The sequence below is a fragment of the Pullulanibacillus pueri genome (genome assembly GCF_014639255.1).
Taxonomy (GTDB): Bacteria; Bacillota; Bacilli; order Bacillales; family Sporolactobacillaceae; genus Pullulanibacillus; species Pullulanibacillus pueri.
The window spans coordinates 42,748-64,853 of sequence record NZ_BMFV01000026.1; the positions used below are offsets into that span (position 1 = coordinate 42,748).

Here is a 22,106-nt window from a genome sequence, read left to right on the forward strand (position 1 = left end):
TCCAAATCTCTTAATAAATAAACGTTTCAACCATGAAGTTAGATTGGCATTTAAATATAATATCACACTCAATTGCGCTCGTCAACAAATGTTGCTTTTATAATAAAATAACCTTTTTTCTTCGTCACGACTTCCACTTGACCAAAAAGCGTCTCAAGTTTCGCCAATGTTGAAGGCGCCCCTTGTTTCTTCTGAATCACTATCCACAGCTCCCCACCTTCTAAAAGATAGGACTTCGATGCTTCAAAAAGTTGAAAGATCACTTTTTTGCCTGCTCTAATGGGAGGATTCGTTACGATTAAGGCATACTTACCACTGACATTTTCGTAAAGATTGCTTTGGAAAACATCTACACGCACTTTGTTTTTCTCGGCATTTTCTTTCGTTAATCCCACTGCGCGTTCGTTAACGTCAACCATAGATACTGATCGACCTTCCCAAAACCGCGCTAACGATATTCCGATAGGGCCATATCCACATCCCATATCGAGTATTGGGCCATCTATAGAAGGTTGGACGAGTGAGTCAATCAGCAAGCGCGAGCCAAAGTCAATATCCGCCTTTGAAAAAACACCACTATCAGTTTTAAACGCAAAGGTTTCTCCTTTTAACTCGGTACGAAACGTTTGCGGTTGACTTTCCGAGCTTGGGTGACGTGTGTAATAATGGTCAGCCAATATATTCCCTCCATACACACAACTTCTTAGATCCCCAGCCACCCCCGATTCCGGTGATGAAAATTGGGATCTTCAATCTGTTGCTTTCTTACCTATTCTTCTCTATCCCACATTTATGTTAAGTGCAAGCACTCTGCCTGGCTATGTGGTAAATACCTACTAGCATCTTCAATATGCACCACTCTGTACTCCAACTTTTAGCCTTAAACATCGTTTTCAACACTTCCCGAACAAGGTTAAAAATAAAGCTTTTAAGAGCGAACGTGATAAACACATATACAGATTACAAACTCGGCTTATTGCTAAGCCTTTTAACACCGAAAGCCAAAGTTGCACTTTTATGGTCTTCCGAAAAGTTACACATCTGACATTATGAAGAAAAAAGCCCGCAATAATGGCGGGCTAATTTCAAGTTATACTATTTAAGTTCGATGCTTGCGCCAACTTCTTCAAGTTTAGCTTTAAGCTCTTCAGCTTCTTCTTTAGCAACGCCTTCTTTAATAGGCTTTGGTGCATTATCAACAAGTTCCTTAGCATCTTTCAAGCCAAGACCTGTGATTTCGCGAACAACTTTGATAACTTTAATTTTTGAGCTACCAGCGTCAGCAAGAACAACATCAAATTCTGATTTTTCTTCTGCTGCACCTTCGCCACCAGCGCCACCTACAACAGCAACAGGAGCAGCTGCAGTTACACCAAATTCTTCTTCAATAGCTTTAACAAGATCGTTAAGCTCTAATACTGACATTTCTTTTATCTGACTAATGATTTCTTCTTTACTCATTATTAGATCCTCCTTATTTTTCCATAAAAGTAATGGTGATTATGCACCTTGTTCTTCTTTTTGTTCAGCCACAGCTTTTGTAGCCAAAGCAAAGTTGCGGATTGGAGCTTGTAGGACGCTAAGCAACATTGAAAGCAAACCTTCGCGAGATGGCAATTCAGCCAACGCTTTGATTTGATCAACACTCGCTACAGAGCCTTCTACTAGTCCAGTTTTAATTTCTAAGTTCTCATGTTCCTTAGCAAACTTATGAATAATCTTTGCTGGAGCAACGACATCTTCTGTGCTAAAAGCAACAGCGGTTGGTCCTACGAGAAACTCATCAATATCTGTCAAACCCGTTTCAGCAGTCGCACGACGTAGTAAAGTATTTTTATAAACTTTAAAGTCAATACCCGCTTCACGAAGTTGTTTACGAAGTTCAGTCACTTCATCAACATTTAGACCACGGTAGTCTACAACAACTGTAGAAACACTCGCTTTTAGTTTTTCAGAAATTTCTTGTACAACCTGTTGTTTTTTCTCGATTGCGCTCACATTTCCACCTCCTGTTCGGAACGTGTTGCCTGAGGCGTCTATTTAAAAAGCCTTCACGTCATAGACTAGACATGAAGGCGTATGATCCGGATAAAATAAAACCAGATAACTTTTATGCTTCACCTCGGCAGGAAATTAAGCATTCACTATGCACCTGCTGTCTATGGCTGTTCCGTATATTATTCAACCAGTTATTAATAATACTGGGTTATTTCCATTCTGTCAAGATAAACTTACTTTCCAGGCGTGCTAACTTTAACACCAGGACCCATTGTAGAAGAAACAGCGATGTTCTTAACATAAGTCCCTTTAGCAGCAGCTGGTTTTGCTTTAATAATAGCATCCATAAACGCGTGGAAGTTTTCAACAAGTTCTTTATCACCAAATGATGCTTTACCAATTGGAGCATGAACATTGCCATCTTTATGTGCACGGTATTCTACTTTACCTGCTTTAATTTCATTAACTGCTTTAGTGACATCCATTGTAACGGTCCCTGTTTTAGGGTTAGGCATAAGACCTTTTGGCCCTAAGACACGACCAAGTTTACCAACCTCTGGCATCATGTCTGGAGTTGCTACGATGACATCAAATTCAAACCAACCTTGGTTGATCTTATTAATGTAATCTGCTTCACCAACATAGTCCGCGCCTGCTGCTTCAGCTTCTTTTGCTTTTTCACCTTTCGCTAAAACAAGAACACGTTGGCTTTTCCCTGTGCCATGAGGTAATACCACAGCCCCACGAACTTGTTGGTCGTTTTTACGTGTATCTACCCCGAGACGGACAGCCACGTCAACAGACTCATCAAATTTTGCTGAAGCTGTTTCCTTAATTAAACTTACTGCTTCTTCAATGCTATATGTTGCTTGGCGATCAATTTTCTTTGCCGCCTCTATATAACGCTTACCCTTTTTTACCATGTTAAACTTCCTCCTTTTGTGGTAATAACGGTTTGACCTCCCACCTTAAAACAAGGTTGCGAGTTTCAGCACCCGCAACCCCTTACGACATGCGTTGTCCTCGATAATAACGCCCATACACTAACCGCAAACATAACGAATGTGCTTAGTGTGTTGAGTTGCTTAGTCCTCGATGACAATTCCCATGCTTCGAGCAGTACCTTCAACCATGAGCATAGCTGCTTCAACACTACCCGCATTAAGATCAGGCATTTTTAATTCAGCGATTGCACGTACGCGATCACGCTTTACAGTTGCAACTTTATTACGATTAGGCTCGCCAGATCCAGATTCAATCCCCGCTTCTTTTTTAAGAAGCACAGCTGCTGGTGGCGTTTTTGTAATAAATGTAAATGATCGGTCTTCAAACACTGATATTTCAACTGGAATAATCATACCAGCTTGATCTGATGTTTGAGCATTGAATTCTTTACAGAACCCCATAATATTAATACCTGCTTGACCAAGCGCCGGGCCGACTGGCGGTGCCGGATTAGCTTTGCCGGCTGGAATTTGTAATTTCACAACTTTAATAACTTTTTTGGCCACGAGACACACCTCCTTAGTCCGTGATGTGGTACGGGATTTTCCCTCCCACTCTTTCTTACCGTTTAAGGTATAAAGGTAAACCTATGTTTATTTGGCTTATTTTCATCTATTCAAAACGTAGCCGTAAACATCAAAATTATACAACCTAATTAATAATTATGCAAGTCGCAATCCTAATTAGATTTTTTCTATTTGATCAAAATCCAATTCAACAGGCGTTTCACGACCAAACATATTCACATGAACCTTGATCTTCTCTTTTTCCGAATCAATAGTTTCAATTGTTCCAACAAAGTCAGCAAATGGTCCTTCCTTCACTTTCACCTGTTCCTTAATCTCAAAATCAACTTCTGTTTTCTTTTCTTTGATGCCCATCTTCTTCAAGATGACTTCGACTTCTTCAGGTAATAGCGGGGTCGGTTTTGATCCAGCTCCAGTTGAACCCACAAACCCAGTGACTCCAGGAGTATTACGCACAACATACCAAGAGTCATCCGTCATGATCATTTCAGTTAAGACGTACCCAGGAAAAACCTTTTTCATCGCCGTTTTCTTTTGACCGTTTTTAATTTCCGTTTCTTCTTCAACAGGAACAAGAATGCGGAAAATTTTGTCAGCCATTCCCATCGTCTCGACACGTTTCTCAAGGTTTGTTTTAACCTTATTTTCATAACCTGAATAGGTGTGGACGACATACCAACTTTTTTCCATAACAAAAAAATCCTTTCCTAACGACCTTATTCCCTAACCATATATATTAATCTGTTATTAATTTTAGGATTTCGGACACACCTAAATCAACCAATGCGAAAAAGACGGTCAAAAATGCCACAGTAATAAGAACAGTAATAGTATATCCAAATAATTCTTTTCGAGTGGGCCACTTAACTTTTTTTAACTCAATAAACACATTACGAAAAAATTGGTTCGATTTTTTAAAAATCCCTGCCATAACCATTGACCTCCAACCTTACCAGATGGCGTGATGAGCTATTTTGTTTCGCGGTGAATGGTGTGTTTTTTACAGCGTTCACAAAACTTTTTTACCGCTAAACGTTCTGTCTGCTTTTGTGTATTCTTACTCGTCGTATAATTTCTTTGTTTGCAAATTTCGCATGCAAGTATAGCTTTTTTTCGCATTTTAGCACCTTTTCTCAACATTTAACTAGACAATATGCTTGTTAAACTTTATCATAGGCTGGACAAGCCTGTCAACGCAGTCTGGCGTGGATAAGGGCTTTTTGGTTACGCTTCACAAACTAATTTCCTTAATTTCCAAATACCTCTCTAATTTCCTTTTGACACGTTGTAAGGCATTATCAATAGATTTTACATGCCTCTTTAAATCTACTGAAATCTCTTGATAAGAGCGTCCATCTAAATACAACATAAGCACTTTGCGCTCTAAATCACTCAAAATTTCAGACATTTTAATTTCAATATCATCATGTTTTTCTTGATTAATAATCATTTCCATGGGATCTGCTATTTTTGAGGCGCAAATAACATCGAGCAACGTCCGATCTGATTCTTCATCATAAATGGGCTTATCTAGAGAGACATAAGAGTTGAGAGGAATATGTTTTTGGCGTGTGGCTGTTTTAACAGCGGTGATCATTTGTCTGGTAATACAAAGCTCCGCAAAAGCTCTAAACGTGGAAAGCTTGTCCCCTTTATAATCGCGAATAGCCTTGTAAAGTCCAATCATCCCTTCCTGTATCACATCTTCCCGGTCAGCACCGATTAAAAAATACGATTTTGCTTTTGCACGAACGAAATTTTTGAATTTGTTGATCAAATATTCAAGGGCATGTAAATCACCTTCATGGACACGGCTAACAATGTCCTCATCTTCTAATTCACTGTAGAGTCCTTTGTTAGAGTCGACTTCCAAGTTCACATAAATCCCCCCCGAGCGTAAAACAAGCCTAGTATATAACGCTATCATACAACATAAAATTTTGAATCGTCAACAAATTTATTGGCCGCGTCGCCATTTTTCGAAAAGTTTTGTGACTTCATCACTAAATGTTATCGTTGATCTTCTTGTTTGCTGTTGTTGATCCTGGACTTTTGAAGCGATTTGTCGATCAATGTTTTGCATCTCAATATATAACTCCCGGGCAGACTTCCGCAGGGCTCCTTGAGAAAAAACAGTCCACTGTTCAGTGTAATCTGATGTAGCGACATAGATTTGCGTTCGAACATTCTTTAGAACAGAAACAAGACGCTCGATCCTCTCATCAGCTGTCTCCTTTTCTCGAGTATAAATAACTTCTACGCGTGACTCACTGGTCTTGGTCTCTGCTCCAGGTACAAAGTGGGCATCAAAAACGATGATCACCCGTGTCCCCGTAAAAGCTTTATATTCTGCCATTCTACTAATTAATTTATCCCTGGCCGCTGAAAAATCCGTGTTTCTTAAAGCCTGTAAATCAGGCCAAGCCCCTATTATGTTGTAACCATCGACTAGGAGAACGTCCATTACCCGTCAATCTCCTATTTGAAGTCGATGACGATAGACTTCATACATCAAAAGGGCCGCTGCGACAGAAGCATTTAGCGATGTGACATGCCCTCGCATCGGAATGCTGACTAAGTAATCACATTTATCGCGAACCAAACGTGACATGCCCTTCCCTTCATTTCCTATAACGATACAAATCGGGACATCTGCTGTGATTTCCTGAAAGCTTTGTTTTTGATCGGCATCTGTCCCAACAATCCATACGCCTTTGGACTTAAGGTCCTCCATTGTACGTGCAAGATTAGTGACACGGGCGACCGGAACATGTTCAATTGCACCTGTAGAGGCTTTTGCAACGGTCGAGGTTAAACCCACCGCGCGGTTTTTACCTACAATAACCCCATGGGCTCCCACCGCATCTGCCGTCCTTAATACCGAACCTAAGTTATGAGGATCTTCAAGTCCATCAAGCAGGATAAAGAACGGCTGCTCATCTACCGCCCTCGCCTTATTAAATAATTCATCGACAGTCGCATAACGATGGGCCGCCACAGACGCCACCATCCCCTGATGGGTTGTGGATCCCGCTAATTGATCAATCTTTTGCTTCGGAACAAATTGAAAGTTGATCTTTTGTTCCTTAATCACTTTTAATAAATCTGGATCAAGACCTTTACCCTTTTCGTTAATCCATATTTTATTGATTTCTCGTCCTGCCTTTATAGCCTCTGCAATAGGATGACGACCGACAATAAACTCACCAGAGGTTTTATCCATTCGTTATCCCTCCTTCCTTTTCATGGAAGACAAACATTTTGTCCATTAACTGTTGAATCCTTTCCATATTTCCCCTGAAATAATGATAACCAATAAGCGCTTCGAATGCTGTCCCATATCTGTACGTTTGAACATCTGTATTTTTGGGTTTAGTATTTGATTTTGCGTTCCGTCCCCGGCTGATAATTTTCATCTCTTCCTCTGATAATCCCTCATTTTCCATAAGGTGGAACAGGAAGCTGGCTTGTGCTTTTGCCGAAACATATTGAATCGCATGTTTGTGAAGACGATTAGGTTTCAGAAGTCCCTCATCAATCAAATGCTCACGAACATGGAGGTCGATAACAGCATCTCCCATATAAGCCAGCGTTAGTCCATTCATTTGAAGGAGCTCCTCATTCGTTTTCATCATTTGAAACGGCCCTTTTCCACCGAATACCTTGTGGCGTATCCTCTAATATAATTCCTTTTAATTTCAATTCATCACGAATGCTATCAGCTAATGCAAAATCACGTTGCTTTCTAGCCTCTTCACGTTTGGCAATCAAGTCTTCGATCTCTTTATCCAACAGCACTTCCTGTTTTAATTCAAAGCCTAGCACACCTGTGAGCTCATCAAATAATTCTATAAAATGTGTTAATAAGAGACGAGAAGAATTTTCAGCCTGCAACACCTTGTTCGCTTCTTTCGCAGCATCAAAGAGCACGGAAATGGCATTCGCTGTATTAAAGTCATCATCCATCTCTTGAACAAAACGTGTCTTGAGTTCGGAAAGCTTTTCTTGATACTGAGTGGTTAGAGTTTCTTCCAATAGATCGGCACTTACTTCAAGGCGATGTTGTAAATTATTATAAGTGGTCCTTAGACGATCAAAGGACTGTTCAGCGCCTTTTAATAACTCATCACTAAAATTAATTGGATGTCTATAATGAACAGATTGTATGAAAAAGCGAATCACATTGGGGTCATATTGTTTAATGAGATCATGAACTAAAACAACATTTCCAATGGACTTAGACATTTTTTCATTATTAATTCTAATATAACCATTATGCAGCCAATAATTAGCCATGGTCTCGTCATGAAGCGATTCTGACTGCGCAATTTCATTCTCATGGTGAGGAAATGAAAGGTCTTGCCCACCCGCATGAATATCTATTGTATTACCCAGATATTTTTCGACCATTGCTGAGCATTCAATATGCCAACCAGGTCTACCTTCGCCCCATGGACTTTCCCATTTAATTTCCCCTGGTTTTGCTTGCTTCCAAAGTGTAAAATCTAATGGATCCTCTTTTTGTTCCCCCACATCAATCCTTGCACCCACTTTTAATTCATCGATCGATTGGTGTGAGAGCTTCCCGTAGCCCTTAAAATGCTTGGTTCTAAAATACACATCGCCACCTGACTCATAGGCAAACCCTTTATCTACAAGCTTCTTAATAAAATCAATGATTTCATCCATCGTTTCAGTCGCCCGAGGATGAATATCTGCCGCTTGTACATTTAAGGCTCCAACATCTTCTTTATAAGCACGAATAAAACGTTCTGCAATCTCTATGACGCTTTCCCCACGTTCTTTTGAAGCATTAATTAAGCGGTCATCAACATCCGTAAAGTTAGACACATAAAGAACGTCATAACCAAGATACTCTAAATAACGACGGACTGTATCAAAAGCGATGGCGGGTCGGGCATTCCCGATATGGATATAATTGTAAACTGTTGGACCGCAGACATACATCTTTACTTTCCCATCTTCTAATGGTTTAAAAACCTCTTTTTTTCGAGTCAGCGAATTATATACTTTAAGCACGATTGACATCACGACCTCTCTTTAAACTTTCAATCTCTTCTCTGAGCTTTTGAACTTCAATTTCCAACTGACAGCATTTATCATTAATAGGGTCGGGTAAATCCCTATGATTTAAATCTCTTTTTACAGGTAATCCATTTTGTCTGACAACTTGGCCTGGAATCCCAACAACCGTCGAGTTTGCGGGGACATTTTTTAGAACAACCGACCCTGCACCTACTTTTACATTGTCCCCAAGTGTAATGGAGCCCAGTACCTTTGCTCCCGAAGCCACCAGAACATTATTACCCAGCGTCGGATGCCTCTTCCCCTTTTCTTTGCCGGTTCCACCGAGTGTCACCCCTTGGAACAGCGTCACATCATCGCCAATTTCACACGTCTCACCAATCACCACACCCATCCCGTGATCGATAAAAAAGCGGCGGCCAATTTTTGCTCCAGGGTGGATTTCAATACCTGTAAAAAAGCGACTAATTTGTGAGATCACTCGAGCAATAAATAAAGCTCTTTTGTTATAAAACCAATGGGCTAATCGATGCGCCCAAATAGCATGTAAACCTGAATACGTTAAAATAATTTCTAAAGCATTTCGAGCAGCAGGATCCTGATCATAAACGACAGCCAGATCCTCCCTCAAACGTTTAAACATGCGGAAGACGACCTCCATTCCTGAATCCCCTTAATGCACGGGGATTTTTTAAGTTCTTACACCCGGTCCTCATTAATGAAGACAAGTTTTTTTCCGTTCTCTTTATGGCTTCGATGACTTATCCTTTCTTATTTCGAAATAAAAAAGCATCTCGTGTCATATGACAGAGACGCTTCCGCGCGGTTCCACTCTGCTTAGGACTTTGACGATCCTCAGCTCACTCGGATAACGGCCGACAACCGCTCTTACCTACTTTCATTCAATAAGAGGCTCAAGGGTGCATTTCAGAGCTGTTATTCGGAATCACTCTCAGCCAAGGTCATTCTCTCTGTAACGAACGGGCAGCTCTTACTTCTCCCTATCAACGCAATAGCATTATATATTATTTAAGGATCTCCAACGCTTGTTGAAGTCTCTCTAAAACTGTTTCCTTACCTAACAAGGCTAAAGACTTTGGTAATTCAGGACCATGCGTCACTCCAGTTGTGGCTACCCTTATAGGCATAAATAGATTTTTCCCTTTTTGCCCCGTCGCCTTCTGGGTGGCCTTTATTGTTGGCTTGATATTGGCTTCTTCCCAGTCTTCAATGTTCTCTAAAGCATTATGAAAAGCTTTCAACACTTCCGGGACCTGTTCACCATTCAGAATAGCCATAGCCTCTTCATTATAAGTAATTTGCTTAACAAAAAACAACTCTGTAAGCTCAACAATCTCCGCTCCATATTGCAACTGCTCTTTATAAAGAGAGATCAGTTCTTCTGCCCAATGCCTCTGTTCATCACCCATAGCCTCGGGTAGCTTTCCCGCTTTAATAAGATGAGGAAGCGCAAGGTCTACAACATCCTGTAAGTCAGCTTTTTTGATATATTGATTATTCATCCAAGCCAATTTTTTAGTATCAAAAACAGCTGGAGAAGTGCTTAAACGTTCAGGGTCAAAAATTTTAATAAACTCTTCCCGACTAAACAACTCCTCTTCACCTTTAGGTGACCAACCTAATAGCGTAATAAAGTTGAATAAAGCTTCAGGAAGATACCCTAATTCATCGTACTGTGACATGAACTGCACAACCGACTCATCACGTTTACTTAATTTTTTACGATTTTCACCTACAATTAAGGTCATGTGAGCAAACGTTGGCGCTTCCCACCCAAAGGTTTCATAAATCATCAATTGCTTAGGTGTATTAGATATATGCTCTTCACCACGTAGAACGTGACTAATTTTCATTAAGTAATCATCTACAGCAACGGCAAAGTTATAGGTTGGAATCCCATTTTTCTTGACGATAACAAAATCCCCGATACCGTCTGATTCAAAGGATACTTGTCCCTTAACAATATCGTTAAACGTATAAGTTTTCCCTGCTGGAACTGCAAAGCGAATACTTGGTTCTCTTCCCTCTGCTTCGAACTGTTGGCGCTGTTCTTCAGTAAGGTGACGACAACGTCCCGAGTATCTCGGCGCCTCACCTCTTGCTAATTGATCCTCGCGGCTTTTTTCAAGCTCTTCTTCCGTACAATAACACTTATAGACAAGTCCCTTATCCAAAAGTTCTTGCCAATATTTTTTGTAAATATCGAGTCGTTCCGTTTGCTTATAAGGACCGTATTCACCACCAACATCAACACTTTCATCCCAATCGATCCCAAGCCATTTCAAATATTTAAGCTGACTTTCCTCGCCACCTTCAACATTCCGATTAATATCCGTATCTTCAATACGAATAATAAGCTTGCCGTCAAAATGTCTGGCAAATAAATAATTAAACAACGCCGTTCTAGCATTTCCAATATGTAAATGTCCTGTTGGACTCGGTGCATATCGTACTCGCACATTCTTAGTCATATTCCCACAGACCTTCCTTAAACGAAGTAAACTTACCTTTTAATCTTATATATTTTAGCACGCAAAGAATGACTATACAATCAAACAAACAGCTTGTGCAGCAATTCCTTCCTCACGACCAGTAAAGCCTAATTTTTCTGTTGTAGTTGCTTTTATATTGATTTGACTCACATCGGTTTCCAGAAGCTCCGCAACAACCCGCCTCATCTGCTCTATATAAGGTGCCATCTTCGGCCGTTGAGCAATAATCACAGCATCTATATTCCCTAATTTAAACCCCATGGTCGTTACTTTTGACCAAACGTCTTTAAGGAGCAGCTTAGAATCAGCATCTTTATACTTGGGATCGTCATCTGGAAAGTGATGACCAATATCCCCTGCAGCAATCGCCCCAAGTAAAGCATCCGTTATCGCATGGAGTAAAACATCGGCATCAGAGTGCCCTTCCAGTCCTTTATCATGAGGGATAGTAACCCCCCCAACGATGAGTGGACGCCCCTCCTGAAATCGGTGTACGTCATAACCTTGTCCAATTCGCATCTTTAAGTCTCTCTCCCTGTTATGAAATGTTCTGCTACCACAAGATCCTCTGGTGTTGTCACCTTTATGTTGCGATAATCACCATGAACAATCGTCACAGCTTGTCCTAACGCTTCAAGTAAAGACGCATCGTCAGTCCCCTTGACACCGGACAAAACAGCTTTTTCATGGGCAGCTTTAATTGTTGACAATTTGAACCCTTGAGGAGTCTGCGCTGCCCAAAGTGCCTCTCTATCTATCGTCTCAACAATCTTTTTATTATATGCCTTTTTAATCGTATCCTTCAATGGAACTGCTAAAATAGCCGCACCTGTTTTTTCTGTTTCCATAACTAATTGATGGACAAGCTTAATGTCGACCAATGGTCTTGCTCCATCATGAATAAGGACAATCTCATCACCCTTTAATGAATCGAGACCTTTCTTCACGCTCTCTTGTCGATCACTGCCTCCTGCAACGAGAGCTTCTATTTTACAAAAACCTTCTTTTTTAATGATCTCATTAAAAATCTGAAACTCATCAGGTTTACCTGCGAGGATGATTTTTGAACACCATGCATCCTCTTCGAATAATTTCAATGTATGAGCAATCAATGGCTTACCCATGAGATCAAGAAATAACTTATTTTGATTCGCTTTCATTCGGGTACCACTACCCGCCGCCGGAATAACCACACTATACTTCACTACGCGACCCTCAATTTTTTGATATTTTATAACGCATGAACATTTTCATTATGAAAGTAGAAAAAGATGATAGCTGTATTACAACCTTACAGCAGATCATCTTTATTTTACACTATAAGAAAAACACGTGCTGATGGAACAGTTTAAAAAGGGAGTGAAGTAAGGAAGTTTGGGTTAAACCGTTACCCTCACAAGCCAAGCCCCTCTCTGTTTTCATATGGCAGTTTAGAGGGCTTGTTCTAAGAGCTTGGGTTTAGCAAAAATCATCCGACCAGCGGAAGTTTGTAAAACACTTGTGACAATCACATCGATGGTCTTCCCAATTTGGGACCGACCTTCTTCAACGACAATCATCGTCCCATCGTCTAAATAGCCAACTCCTTGATTCTGTTCTTTACCATCTTTAATGACTTGCACCTTCAGCTCTTCTCCTGGAAGAACAATGGGTTTAACCGCATTGGCTAAATCATTAATATTGAGTACAGAAACCCCCTGTAACTCACACACTTTATTCAGGTTAAAGTCATTGGTCACGACAACACCTGAAACAAGCTTAGCTAATTGCACAAGTTTACTATCCACTTCGGCTATATCTTCAAAATTACCTTCATATATCTCAACTTTAATTGCAAGTTCTTTTTGTATTTTATTAAGGATATCAAGTCCTCGACGCCCTCGATTCCTCTTCAAAACATCCGATGAGTCAGCAATGTGTTGGAGTTCCTCCAAAACAAAGCGTGGAATCACCAAAACGCCTTCCAAAAATCCCGTTTGACAGATATCAGAAATACGCCCATCTATAATCACACTTGTATCTAATATCTTTAACCTTTTATTAAGGCCATCTACTTCATCACTATCCTTTTTCTTATCTTTGGCCTTCGAAGAGATATGGAAAAGATTTATGAGTTCATCCCTTTTCTTAAATCCCACTTGAAATCCAAAGTAACCAAGAAAAATATAAACAAAAATAGGTATGACTGTATTGATAGCTACTATATTTTCAAAATTATTTAAGACACCTTGAATAAGATAAGCAACAATAAGTCCAACAATTAAACCTAACGTGCCAAATAATACATCTGTTACAGGTGCTTTTATTACTTTTTCTTCAAAAACTTTAATGGCTTCTACCAGCGAATCTACAAATAATAGACTTAAAAGGAAAACTATGATAGCGCCAATAAGGGCACCCACATACGGCTTGGTTAACCACCCTAAGTTATCTCCAAGATTTATAACGTCAAACAACTTATTGATATACACATATCCTAATGTACCGCCTATAATGATGAAAAATAACTGGATCATACGCTTCATCATTTTCTGTCACCTCCTTTTATTCATTATAGACAGAATCTTAAATTTGAAACTTAATATCTTCAATTTCACAAATTTTTTATAAAAAGGGTGTGTTAATAAGACTTTTTCTAAGAACTACTAATACAATTTTAAACTATCATAGGCCGTTGTCCATAGTCAATAGTAACTAAATATCGTACGACAAAATATATAGCATTGTCAAACATTATACAATTCTATCGATAAATAATTGCTGTTGAATTCTCTCTAACCCCTCTTTCACACTCATTGCTCGCTTCGTCCCGATCCCTTCGACCTCATCCAGTTCTTCAATGGTTGCCCTCATAATATCATTCAGTGATTTAAAGCTCTCCACTAAATTTTCAATGATAGAATGGGGTAAGCGTGGGATTCTACCTAACAGCCTGAACCCCCTAGGATGAACAACGGTTTCGGAAAGATCATCATGAGAAAGGTGACCAAAAAGCTTAACAACAATAGATTCATTTAATAAATCACTATTATTTAATTTACGTAATTCATCTAAAATTGGTTTCGGATTTTCTTCGTTAATATTTGCATAATCTTTTATTAGAAGCAGAGCTTCTTCCTCAACGTTTTCTACGAGTTCTGTAAGCTGCATATTAATCAGTCGACCCTCAGTGCCTAACTCATAAACATAATGCATGATTTCATCTCTAATTCTAAGGACCATAATAATGCGGTGCATGACCTGACAAATCTCTTGAAAGGTGACCAACCCCTCAAATTCTAAAGCCCCTAAATTCACGAGGCCCTTATTCATCGAATTTCGATATTTTTCCATGGTTTGCAGCGCTTGATTTGCCTTTGTTAATATGACACCAATATCTCTAAGTGAATAGCGAATCGACCCTTTATAAAGGGTCACAACACTTCTGCGTTGTGACACGGAAATGACCAGTTTTCCTGTCTGCTTAGCGACCCGCTCCGCTGTTCGGTGCCTGATCCCTGTCTCATTGGATGGAATCGAAGAATCTGGAACGAGCTGCGTATTGGCATAGAGAATGTCCTTCCCATCATCACTAAGAATAATGGCACCATCCATTTTTGCGAGTTCATAAAGATTGGCCGGAGTCAGGGGGCTATTAATAAGAAAACCGCCTTCCACAAGCTTCTCAACCTTTTCGTCAAAACCTATAACAATTAATCCACCTGTCTTTGCCCTTAAGACATTATCTATCCCTTCTCTAAGTCGGGTGCCAGGGGCGATATAATTAAGTATTTGATTGATGGTGTCTAGCTTTTGTTGACTCACTCGGGTGCCCTCCTAATACAGTTTCCATTGCCTCTTTGACTGTAGAAACACCAATAACTTGGATGCCGTCAGGAAATGTCCATCCCCCTACGTTTTGTGAAGGAATGATTGCACGAGTAAATCCCATTTTCTGTGCCTCAATGACACGTTGCTCTATTCTCGATACGCGCCTTACCTCACCCGTGAGTCCTACCTCTCCTATAACAACATCAGTTGGTAAGCTAGCTTGATCCCTAAAGCTTGATGCAATACTCAAAGCGACCGCTAAATCAACAGCCGGTTCATCAAGCCTCACACCGCCGGCCACATTGACATATGCATCATGATTTTGTAAAAGTAATCCTACACGTTTTTCAAGAACTGCCATTAAAAGCGAAATCCTATTGTGGTCAATGCCTGTAGCCATTCGCCGGGGATTCCCAAAACTAGAGGGCGTAACAAGGGCCTGAATCTCAACAAGCACTGTGCGAGTTCCTTCTAACGAGGCAACCACAGAGGATCCAGCTGTTCCTTCTGTTCGTTCTTGTAAAAAGATCTCAGAAGGATTTACCACCTCTGTTAGACCGGTTTCCTTCATTTCGAATACACCTATTTCATTCGTTGATCCAAAACGGTTTTTAACCGCACGCAAAATGCGATAGGTATGATGACGTTCTCCTTCAAAATAAAGTACCGCATCAACCATATGTTCTAACATTCTTGGACCAGCAATAGCGCCGTCCTTTGTGACATGACCAATCACAAAGGTGGCTACCCCCTTGGTTTTAGCTATTCTCATCAATTGACCCGTACACTCTCTTACTTGAGATACACTCCCAGGTGCAGAAGCAATATCTCGATTATATATGGTTTGAATTGAGTCAATCACTAGAAAATCGGGATCAAGCTCCTCAATACGGTTCTCTATTTCATGTATATCCGTTTCAGCAAGAACATATAATTTGTCCGATTGAATTCCTAATCTTTCTGCTCGCATTTTCGTCTGTTTGACGGACTCCTCTCCAGAAACATAGAGAACCGAAAAATCACCGTCCGCCAATTGATCAGAAGTCTGGAGCAAGATTGTAGATTTTCCTATGCCCGGATCCCCACCTACTAATATCAATGAGCCTGGAACAACCCCACCACCAAGTACTCGATTAAACTCTGCCATCCTCGTTTGCACTCTTTTTTCACTTGATCGTTCAATCTTACTGATAGAAATTGGTTTATTGCTGGTGCGCACTCCCCCTGTGTGACCAGCATGACGATCCGTTTTATGAACCTTTTCCTCTACCATCGTATTCCATTGCTGACATCCAGGGCATTTCCCCATCCACTTCGGGCTCTCATAGCCACATTCCTGACAAAAAAATACCGTTTTCACCTTCGCCATAAAATAATTCCCCTAACCTTCCTTACTTACTTTCTCAATGTAGTAGCATATAAAATCCAGCTTCTCGTAACCTGCACTTTATGAAAGCCCATCCCTCACGAATGACTTTATATTGTCTTTAAATAGAGAACAAAGGCCAGGAATTCACCTGGCCTCTATGTTATGATCCGACTTGAATGCCTTGGTTATCAGTGACGACAAATTGGTCATCTTTATAGTCAATAACCACTTCGTTGCCCTTTTGAATATTGCCTTTAAGGAGCTCTTCGGAAAGTCTATCTTCTATTCTTCGTTGAATGGCCCGTTTTATTGGACGTGCACCGTATTCAGGATCATATCCTTCTTCTGCAATTTTTGAGATCGCCGCCTCTGTTAAGTCCACAGTAATGCCCTGTTGATTAAGGCGTTCTTTTAATTCATTTGTTAATAACCTTACAATTTTTGATAAGTGTTCCTTCGATAATTCATGGAAGACGATCATCTCATCAATTCGGTTTAAAAACTCAGGTCTGAAGGTTCTTTTGAGTTCTTCGAGTACCTTTGTTTTCATGTCATTATATCCTGAGCCTTCATCGACGGTAAAACCGACATGTTTATTTTTCTTTAAGGTCTCAGCACCGACATTGGAGGTCATAATAATCGCTGTGTTTCTAAAATCAACGGTTCGACCTTTTGAATCCGTAAGGCGACCGTCATCTAGAACTTGTAGAAGGATGTTAAAGACATCCGGATGTGCTTTTTCTATTTCATCAAGAAGAATGACAGAGTAAGGTTTTTGTCTCACCTTTTCTGTAAGCTGACCGCCCTCATCATGACCCACATAGCCTGGAGGTGATCCTACTAAGCGAGACGTTGTATGTTTTTCCATGTACTCTGACATATCAATTCGGATAATCGCATCCTCATCACCAAATAATGTTTCTGCTACAGCACGGGCAAGCTCTGTCTTACCTACCCCAGTCGGTCCCAAGAAAATAAAGGAGCCAATCGGCCTTTTCGGATCCTTCAGACCGGCACGTGCCCGGCGGACCGCTTGTGAAACGGCCTTAACAGCCTCATCTTGACCGATGACACGATTGTGGAGAATTTCCTCCATCCGAAGCAAACGTGAGCTTTCTTCTTCTTCCAATCTGGAAACTGGAACCCCCGTCCAATTGGCCACAACAATCGCGATGTCATCTGGTGTGACTTCTGTGTTTTCTTGTCCTTGCTTTTGCTTCCATTCTTGTTGCGTTTGATCCAATTGTTCCTTCAATTTTTGTTCTGTATCTCGCAAGGAAGCTGCTTTTTCAAATTCTTGACTTTGAACCGCAGCATCTTTTTCCTTTTTCACTTCTTCAAGCTTTTGTTCAAGCTCTTTTAAGTTGGGTGGAGCCGTATATGATCTTAACCGAACCTTTGAAGCTGCTTCATCAATCAAATCAATAGCTTTATCTGGTAAGAAGCGGTCAGAGATATAACGATCGGAAAGTTGAACGGCTGCCTCGATGGCTTCATCCGTAATTTTCACACGATGGTGAGCTTCATAACGATCACGCAGCCCTTTTAAAATTAAAGTAGATTCTTCTTTAGAAGGTTCTGCTACTTTAATAGGCTGGAACCGACGTTCTAATGCGGCATCCTTTTCAATGTATTTACGGTATTCATCAAGCGTTGTTGCCCCAATACATTGCAATTCGCCACGGGCAAGCGATGGTTTTAAAATATTTGAAGCATCGATAGCACCTTCTGCACCACCTGCTCCAATTAGTGTATGAAGTTCATCAATAAATAAAATAATATTACCAGCCTGACGGATTTCGTCCATGACTTTTTTAAGACGATCTTCAAATTCTCCACGATATTTTGTCCCAGCAACGACAGTCCCCATATCTAGAGTCATCACACGCTTATCACGAAGGATTTCGGGCACTTCATTATTAACAACTTGTTGTGCCAAACCTTCAGCAATCGCTGTTTTACCAACCCCAGGCTCACCAATAAGCACAGGATTATTCTTAGTCCTACGACTTAATACTTCAATAACACGCTCAATTTCTTTACTACGCCCAATGACTGGATCCAAGCCACCCTCTTTTGCTTGGGTCGTGAGGTCACGGGCCAAACTATCTAACGTTGGTGTACTCGCGCCCGATCCACCTCGTCCAGATTGTGAAGAGGAAGATTCATGACTTCCAAGTAATTGTAAAACCTGTTGACGAGCTTTATTTAGACTTACACCTAAGTTATTGAGTACTCTAGCAGCTACCCCTTCTCCTTCACGAATAAGCCCTAGTAAGATATGCTCTGTTCCAACATAGGAATGGCCAATCTTTCTTGCCTCATCCATAGAGAGTTCAATTACGCGCTTGGCTCTGGGAGTATAATGCGGTGGTTGTTGGGTATCGCTTCCCTTACCAATCAATGCTTCAACTTCTTTTTGTATCTTCTCAGGGTTTAAATTAAGGGCCTTCAATGCCTTTGCCGCAATGCCTTCTCCCTCACGAACAAGCCCTAGTAATATATGTTCCGTCCCTACATTATTGTGTCCTAAACGCATGGCCTCTTCCTGTGCAAGTGCTAATACTTTCTGTGCGCGTTCTGTAAAACGTCCAAACATCATCGTCTGTCGACCTCCTTAGTCGGTAGATTGATCTGAATTCTCTAATTGAATTCGTTCACGAATTAGCGTTGCTCTTCTAATATCTCTTTCGTCTGGTGTTAGAGATTCTCTAAAATAGTGTTGCAGAAAACCCGGTTGAGTAAGCACCATAAGTTCATTTAATATAGTTTTAGGGAGCTCATCTATCAGTTCCAAATCAATACCAAGGCGCACATCTGACAGGCACTTTGCCGCTTCCTTCGAGTGAATAATACGACTGTTTGCTAAAATGCCATAAGAGCGATACACTCTATCTTCTAATTGTACTTTAGACATCTTAAGGAGATCTTTCCGTGCAGCTTTTTCTTGATTAATTAGCTGCATCACCACACCTCTAAGATCCTCAACAATGTCTTCTTCTGATTTCCCTAGTGTTATCTGGTTTGAGATTTGAAAAACGTTCCCCAATGCCTCGCTTCCTTCTCCGTAGATGCCGCGTACCGCAAGGCCAAATTGATTAATCGCCGGAGCAATGCGATTCATTCTTTGAGTAATCATTAATGCTGGTAAATGGACCATCACCGAAGCTCTAAGCCCTGTTCCTACATTAGTCGGGCAACTTGTTAAATAACCTCTAGTCTCATCAAAAGCATAATTAAACTTCTCCTCAATCCAATCATCAATACCATTGGCTAATGTTAGGGCCTCATTAAGTTGGAATCCAGGGAATAAGCATTGTATCCTTAAATGATCCTCTTCATTTACCATTATGCTTACCGATTCACTTTCATTAATTAAAACCGCACTATATTTAGAGTCCTTATCCAAATAAGGACTAATTAAATGCTTTTCTACTAGTACCCTTTTCTCAATAGGCTCTAATTCGTCCATTTGAATCCACTCAAATTTACCCAAAGTATGATAGCTTTGATCTTTTATACGAGTTTTAATATGCTCAAGGGCCTTTTCAGATTGTTGTTTCGAAGCAATGACTGGAAATGCAAATTCACTCAAGTTCCTTGCTAATCTGATTCTACTGCTTAATACAATATCAGAATCAGGTCCGTCAGCTTGCATCCACGGGCTTACTGCCTTGTCAATGAAATTTCTCAATGACATTAACTCTCACCCCCATTTTCCAACTCACGGATAACATCCCTTATTTTAGCTGCTTCCTCAAATTCTTCTCTTTCTACATGCTCATGCAATTGTCTTTTTAGATCTGTCAGTTTCCTCCTTGCACTTATGTCCTTCCCAATTCGTTTTGGAATTTTTCCTGTATGGGTAGTATTGCCACTATGAACCTTTCGTAAAATAGGATTTAATTTATTGTTAAAAGCCTTATAACATTCATCACATCCAAATTTTCCAATCCTCGCAAACTCACCGTAAGTAAGACCGCATTTTGAACATTGGATTGTTTGGGCGGGCTCTTCTGCCCCATGATCGCTCATGGGCTGTTCAAAATTGAGTAAACCTGACAACAAATTATGAATTGAGAAAGCATTGGATCCTGTAAAACCTTCACCTTTTTCTCTCGCGCACTCTTCACATAAATGAACTTCAGTTTTATTACCATTAATGATTTTTGTGAAATGTAAAGTCGCTGGCCTAATATGACATTCCTGACATTCCATAAGTCATAGCTCCCTTCTCTGGAATAGTAAACTTTCCTTAGGGGGAATCCATAGAACCTTAGTCATATGAAAAGAACCCCGCTTCTCCTTCATGAATCATCTTCGGAAGCCTATAAAAAGATCCTTTATCTCTTATACCGTAACGCTTGTAACATGGCCCTCAAAATATTGGCTCTTACTTTATCGCGAAGAGGAATAGAAAGATTAATCACAGATCGATCGATCGCACTGATCATAAGTTTAGCTTCCCTCTGGGTAATTAATTCTTCTTCAAATAGGCGAACAATCATGGCTTGTGATCTAGTTTGGGTAATATGATCATCAATAAACTCGATCATTTGATCAATGAGTTCCATTTCATTAATCGGTTTTACCTTTACAATTTTAATATAGCCCCCTCCACCGCGCTTACTTTCTACGACATAACCACGTTCTAAAGAAAATCTTGTCTTCAATACATAATTTATCTGTGAAGGGACGCATTGAAATTTCTCCGCCATTTCGCTTCGTTTGATTTCAATTTCTCCATAATTTCCTAAGATCTCTTTAATATGTTCTTCGATGATATCGGAGATGTTTCTCACTTTAACGCCCCCTTCCTCTTTGACTTTGACTATCTTTGACAATAATTATAAAACAAAACAACCTCTAAAGCCAAGTATAATCTTCTTATGATTATTCCTTAGTACAAACTTTACGAACGGATTTAACCCTGTTTATACAATAATTATTCCCACTTTTCTAGGAATGTTAAACTTAAAATAACGAAGATTGTAAGAAAAAGTTGTGGCTTTTTTCAAGGTGAATAAAATTTAATCTATAATTATATATATGCGATAACTTTTGTTTTCTCCCATCTATTTTATAAAAGTAATTCAACAACCCAATAGACGAGGGATCTAAATTACCTATGTACGGTGTACATTCCGGGTCTCGTTCCCTTGCTTCCTTGGCTTGCACAGGATGTGCTGACGCTGACGTTGTTCACAGGACGTGAACGCCTTTCGTCAGCGTTCCTTTATTGCTCTTCGAAACCCTCACGCTCTGAAGTTTCGCCCTTGCGTGCTTTTATTTTTTACATACAAAAAAACAGCCATCTCTGACTGTTTTTTCTCTTGCCCGGCAACGTCCTACTCTCACAGGGAGCCTACAACATGATTAAACTTCTATTTGCTGGCTTGTCCCGAGAAAGCCCACTTCGAAGCATAGCGAGTAGACGCAGGGACAGGAAGTGTCTTTTCGCCCCCAATTACCATCGGCGCACGAGCTTAACGGCGTGTTCGGGGCTTGAGGCTTCCGCTGAGCGGCAGATCGCTGCGTCAGCTGCAGTCTCTCGATCCTCATGTACGGTGTACATTCCGGGTCTCGTTCCTTTGCTTCCTTGATCTCTTTGCTCTTCGAAACCCTCACGCTCTGAAGATTTTGCCCTTGCGGGCTTTTTTTACACACAAAAAAACAGCCATCTCTGACTGTTTTTCCCTTTTGCCCGGCAACGTCCTACTCTCACAGGGGGAAGCCCCCAATTACCATCGGCGCACGAGCCTAACGACCGTGTTCGGGGCTTGAGGCTTCCGCTGAGCGGCAGATCTCTGCGTCAGCTGCAGTCTCTCGATCCTCATG

General features: G+C 40.5%; 24 protein-coding genes and 2 other annotated features. All 24 genes read right to left on the bottom strand.

What is annotated here, in order from left to right; genetic code table 11:
* Positions 1-68: 68 nt before the first annotated feature.
* On the bottom strand, positions 69-677 hold the full coding sequence (locus IEV91_RS15175; RefSeq protein WP_188498272.1) for a class I SAM-dependent methyltransferase: 609 nt from the start codon (positions 675-677) through the stop codon (positions 69-71).
* 418 nt (positions 678-1,095) lie between these two features.
* Positions 1,096-1,461: a 50S ribosomal protein L7/L12 gene (gene rplL / locus IEV91_RS15180; RefSeq protein ID WP_188498273.1), complete on the bottom strand. Its 366-nt coding sequence runs from the start codon at positions 1,459-1,461 to the stop codon at positions 1,096-1,098.
* A 39-nt stretch (positions 1,462-1,500) separates the two neighbouring features.
* Positions 1,501-1,998, bottom strand: coding sequence for a 50S ribosomal protein L10 (rplJ, locus tag IEV91_RS15185; RefSeq protein WP_188498274.1), 498 nt, complete (start codon positions 1,996-1,998; stop codon positions 1,501-1,503).
* Between the two features lie 34 nt (positions 1,999-2,032).
* Positions 2,033-2,183, bottom strand: a sequence feature (ribosomal protein L10 leader region).
* A gap of 48 nt (positions 2,184-2,231) precedes the next feature.
* Positions 2,232-2,921: a 50S ribosomal protein L1 gene (gene rplA / locus IEV91_RS15190; protein WP_188498275.1), complete on the bottom strand. Its 690-nt coding sequence runs from the start codon at positions 2,919-2,921 to the stop codon at positions 2,232-2,234.
* A 162-nt stretch (positions 2,922-3,083) separates the two neighbouring features.
* The gene (gene rplK / locus IEV91_RS15195; protein WP_188498276.1) at positions 3,084-3,509 is read right to left on the bottom strand and encodes a 50S ribosomal protein L11; all 426 of its coding nucleotides are present in this window, start codon (positions 3,507-3,509) and stop codon (positions 3,084-3,086) included.
* A gap of 177 nt (positions 3,510-3,686) precedes the next feature.
* Positions 3,687-4,220, bottom strand: a complete 534-nt coding sequence (gene nusG / locus IEV91_RS15200) for a transcription termination/antitermination protein NusG (protein WP_188498277.1) — start codon at positions 4,218-4,220, stop codon at positions 3,687-3,689.
* Positions 4,221-4,266: 46 nt separating this feature from the next.
* Positions 4,267-4,461: a preprotein translocase subunit SecE gene (gene secE / locus IEV91_RS15205; protein WP_188498278.1), complete on the bottom strand. Its 195-nt coding sequence runs from the start codon at positions 4,459-4,461 to the stop codon at positions 4,267-4,269.
* 38 nt (positions 4,462-4,499) lie between these two features.
* Positions 4,500-4,670, bottom strand: coding sequence for a 50S ribosomal protein L33 (gene rpmG, locus IEV91_RS15210; protein WP_373284455.1), 171 nt, complete (start codon positions 4,668-4,670; stop codon positions 4,500-4,502).
* A gap of 91 nt (positions 4,671-4,761) precedes the next feature.
* Positions 4,762-5,409 (bottom strand): RNA polymerase sporulation sigma factor SigH, encoded by a 648-nt coding sequence (gene sigH / locus IEV91_RS15215; RefSeq protein WP_373284456.1) that lies wholly within the window; start codon positions 5,407-5,409, stop codon positions 4,762-4,764.
* A gap of 78 nt (positions 5,410-5,487) precedes the next feature.
* Positions 5,488-5,994 (bottom strand): NYN domain-containing protein, encoded by a 507-nt coding sequence (locus IEV91_RS15220; protein WP_188498281.1) that lies wholly within the window; start codon positions 5,992-5,994, stop codon positions 5,488-5,490.
* Positions 5,995-6,000: 6 nt separating this feature from the next.
* Entirely contained in the window at positions 6,001-6,753 is a 753-nt protein-coding gene (gene rlmB, locus IEV91_RS15225) for a 23S rRNA (guanosine(2251)-2'-O)-methyltransferase RlmB (RefSeq protein ID WP_188498282.1), read from the bottom strand.
* Positions 6,746-7,135 (bottom strand): Mini-ribonuclease 3, encoded by a 390-nt coding sequence (locus IEV91_RS15230; protein WP_275584395.1) that lies wholly within the window; start codon positions 7,133-7,135, stop codon positions 6,746-6,748. Before IEV91_RS15230 ends, rlmB begins: the two co-directional genes overlap by 8 nt.
* A gap of 13 nt (positions 7,136-7,148) precedes the next feature.
* Positions 7,149-8,579 carry a cysteine--tRNA ligase gene (cysS, locus tag IEV91_RS15235; RefSeq protein WP_239541388.1) on the bottom strand — a complete coding sequence of 477 codons (1,431 nt, stop codon included), beginning with the start codon at positions 8,577-8,579 and terminating at the stop codon, positions 7,149-7,151.
* A complete protein-coding gene (gene cysE, locus IEV91_RS15240) occupies positions 8,563-9,219 on the bottom strand; it encodes a serine O-acetyltransferase (RefSeq protein ID WP_188498295.1) in 657 nt (218 codons plus the stop codon). Before cysE ends, cysS begins: the two co-directional genes overlap by 17 nt.
* Before the next feature lie 162 nt (positions 9,220-9,381).
* Positions 9,382-9,593, bottom strand: a binding site (T-box leader).
* A gap of 8 nt (positions 9,594-9,601) precedes the next feature.
* Positions 9,602-11,068 carry a glutamate--tRNA ligase gene (gltX, locus tag IEV91_RS15245; protein WP_188498284.1) on the bottom strand — a complete coding sequence of 489 codons (1,467 nt, stop codon included), beginning with the start codon at positions 11,066-11,068 and terminating at the stop codon, positions 9,602-9,604.
* 72 nt (positions 11,069-11,140) lie between these two features.
* The gene (ispF, locus tag IEV91_RS15250; protein ID WP_188498285.1) at positions 11,141-11,608 is read right to left on the bottom strand and encodes a 2-C-methyl-D-erythritol 2,4-cyclodiphosphate synthase; all 468 of its coding nucleotides are present in this window, start codon (positions 11,606-11,608) and stop codon (positions 11,141-11,143) included.
* A 2-nt stretch (positions 11,609-11,610) separates the two neighbouring features.
* Positions 11,611-12,294, bottom strand: a complete 684-nt coding sequence (gene ispD / locus IEV91_RS15255) for a 2-C-methyl-D-erythritol 4-phosphate cytidylyltransferase (RefSeq protein ID WP_188498286.1) — start codon at positions 12,292-12,294, stop codon at positions 11,611-11,613.
* Positions 12,295-12,519: 225 nt separating this feature from the next.
* Positions 12,520-13,617, bottom strand: a complete 1,098-nt coding sequence (locus tag IEV91_RS15260) for a PIN/TRAM domain-containing protein (protein WP_188498287.1) — start codon at positions 13,615-13,617, stop codon at positions 12,520-12,522.
* A gap of 205 nt (positions 13,618-13,822) precedes the next feature.
* Positions 13,823-14,893, bottom strand: coding sequence for a DNA integrity scanning diadenylate cyclase DisA (gene disA / locus IEV91_RS15265; RefSeq protein ID WP_188498288.1), 1,071 nt, complete (start codon positions 14,891-14,893; stop codon positions 13,823-13,825).
* Complete coding sequence (radA, locus tag IEV91_RS15270; protein WP_188498289.1) at positions 14,853-16,268, bottom strand: DNA repair protein RadA; 1,416 nt, start codon at positions 16,266-16,268, stop codon at positions 14,853-14,855. Before radA ends, disA begins: the two co-directional genes overlap by 41 nt.
* Before the next feature lie 160 nt (positions 16,269-16,428).
* Positions 16,429-18,870 carry an ATP-dependent protease ATP-binding subunit ClpC gene (gene clpC / locus IEV91_RS15275; RefSeq protein WP_204871317.1) on the bottom strand — a complete coding sequence of 814 codons (2,442 nt, stop codon included), beginning with the start codon at positions 18,868-18,870 and terminating at the stop codon, positions 16,429-16,431.
* Between the two features lie 15 nt (positions 18,871-18,885).
* Positions 18,886-19,968: a protein-arginine kinase McsB gene (mcsB, locus tag IEV91_RS15280; RefSeq protein WP_188498290.1), complete on the bottom strand. Its 1,083-nt coding sequence runs from the start codon at positions 19,966-19,968 to the stop codon at positions 18,886-18,888.
* Complete coding sequence (gene mcsA / locus IEV91_RS15285) at positions 19,968-20,486, bottom strand: protein-arginine kinase activator protein McsA (RefSeq protein ID WP_188498291.1); 519 nt, start codon at positions 20,484-20,486, stop codon at positions 19,968-19,970. The genes mcsB and mcsA overlap by 1 nt, the downstream gene beginning before the upstream one ends.
* Positions 20,487-20,611: 125 nt before the next feature.
* The gene (locus IEV91_RS15290; protein ID WP_188498292.1) at positions 20,612-21,070 is read right to left on the bottom strand and encodes a CtsR family transcriptional regulator; all 459 of its coding nucleotides are present in this window, start codon (positions 21,068-21,070) and stop codon (positions 20,612-20,614) included.
* Positions 21,071-22,106 lie beyond the last annotated feature (1,036 nt).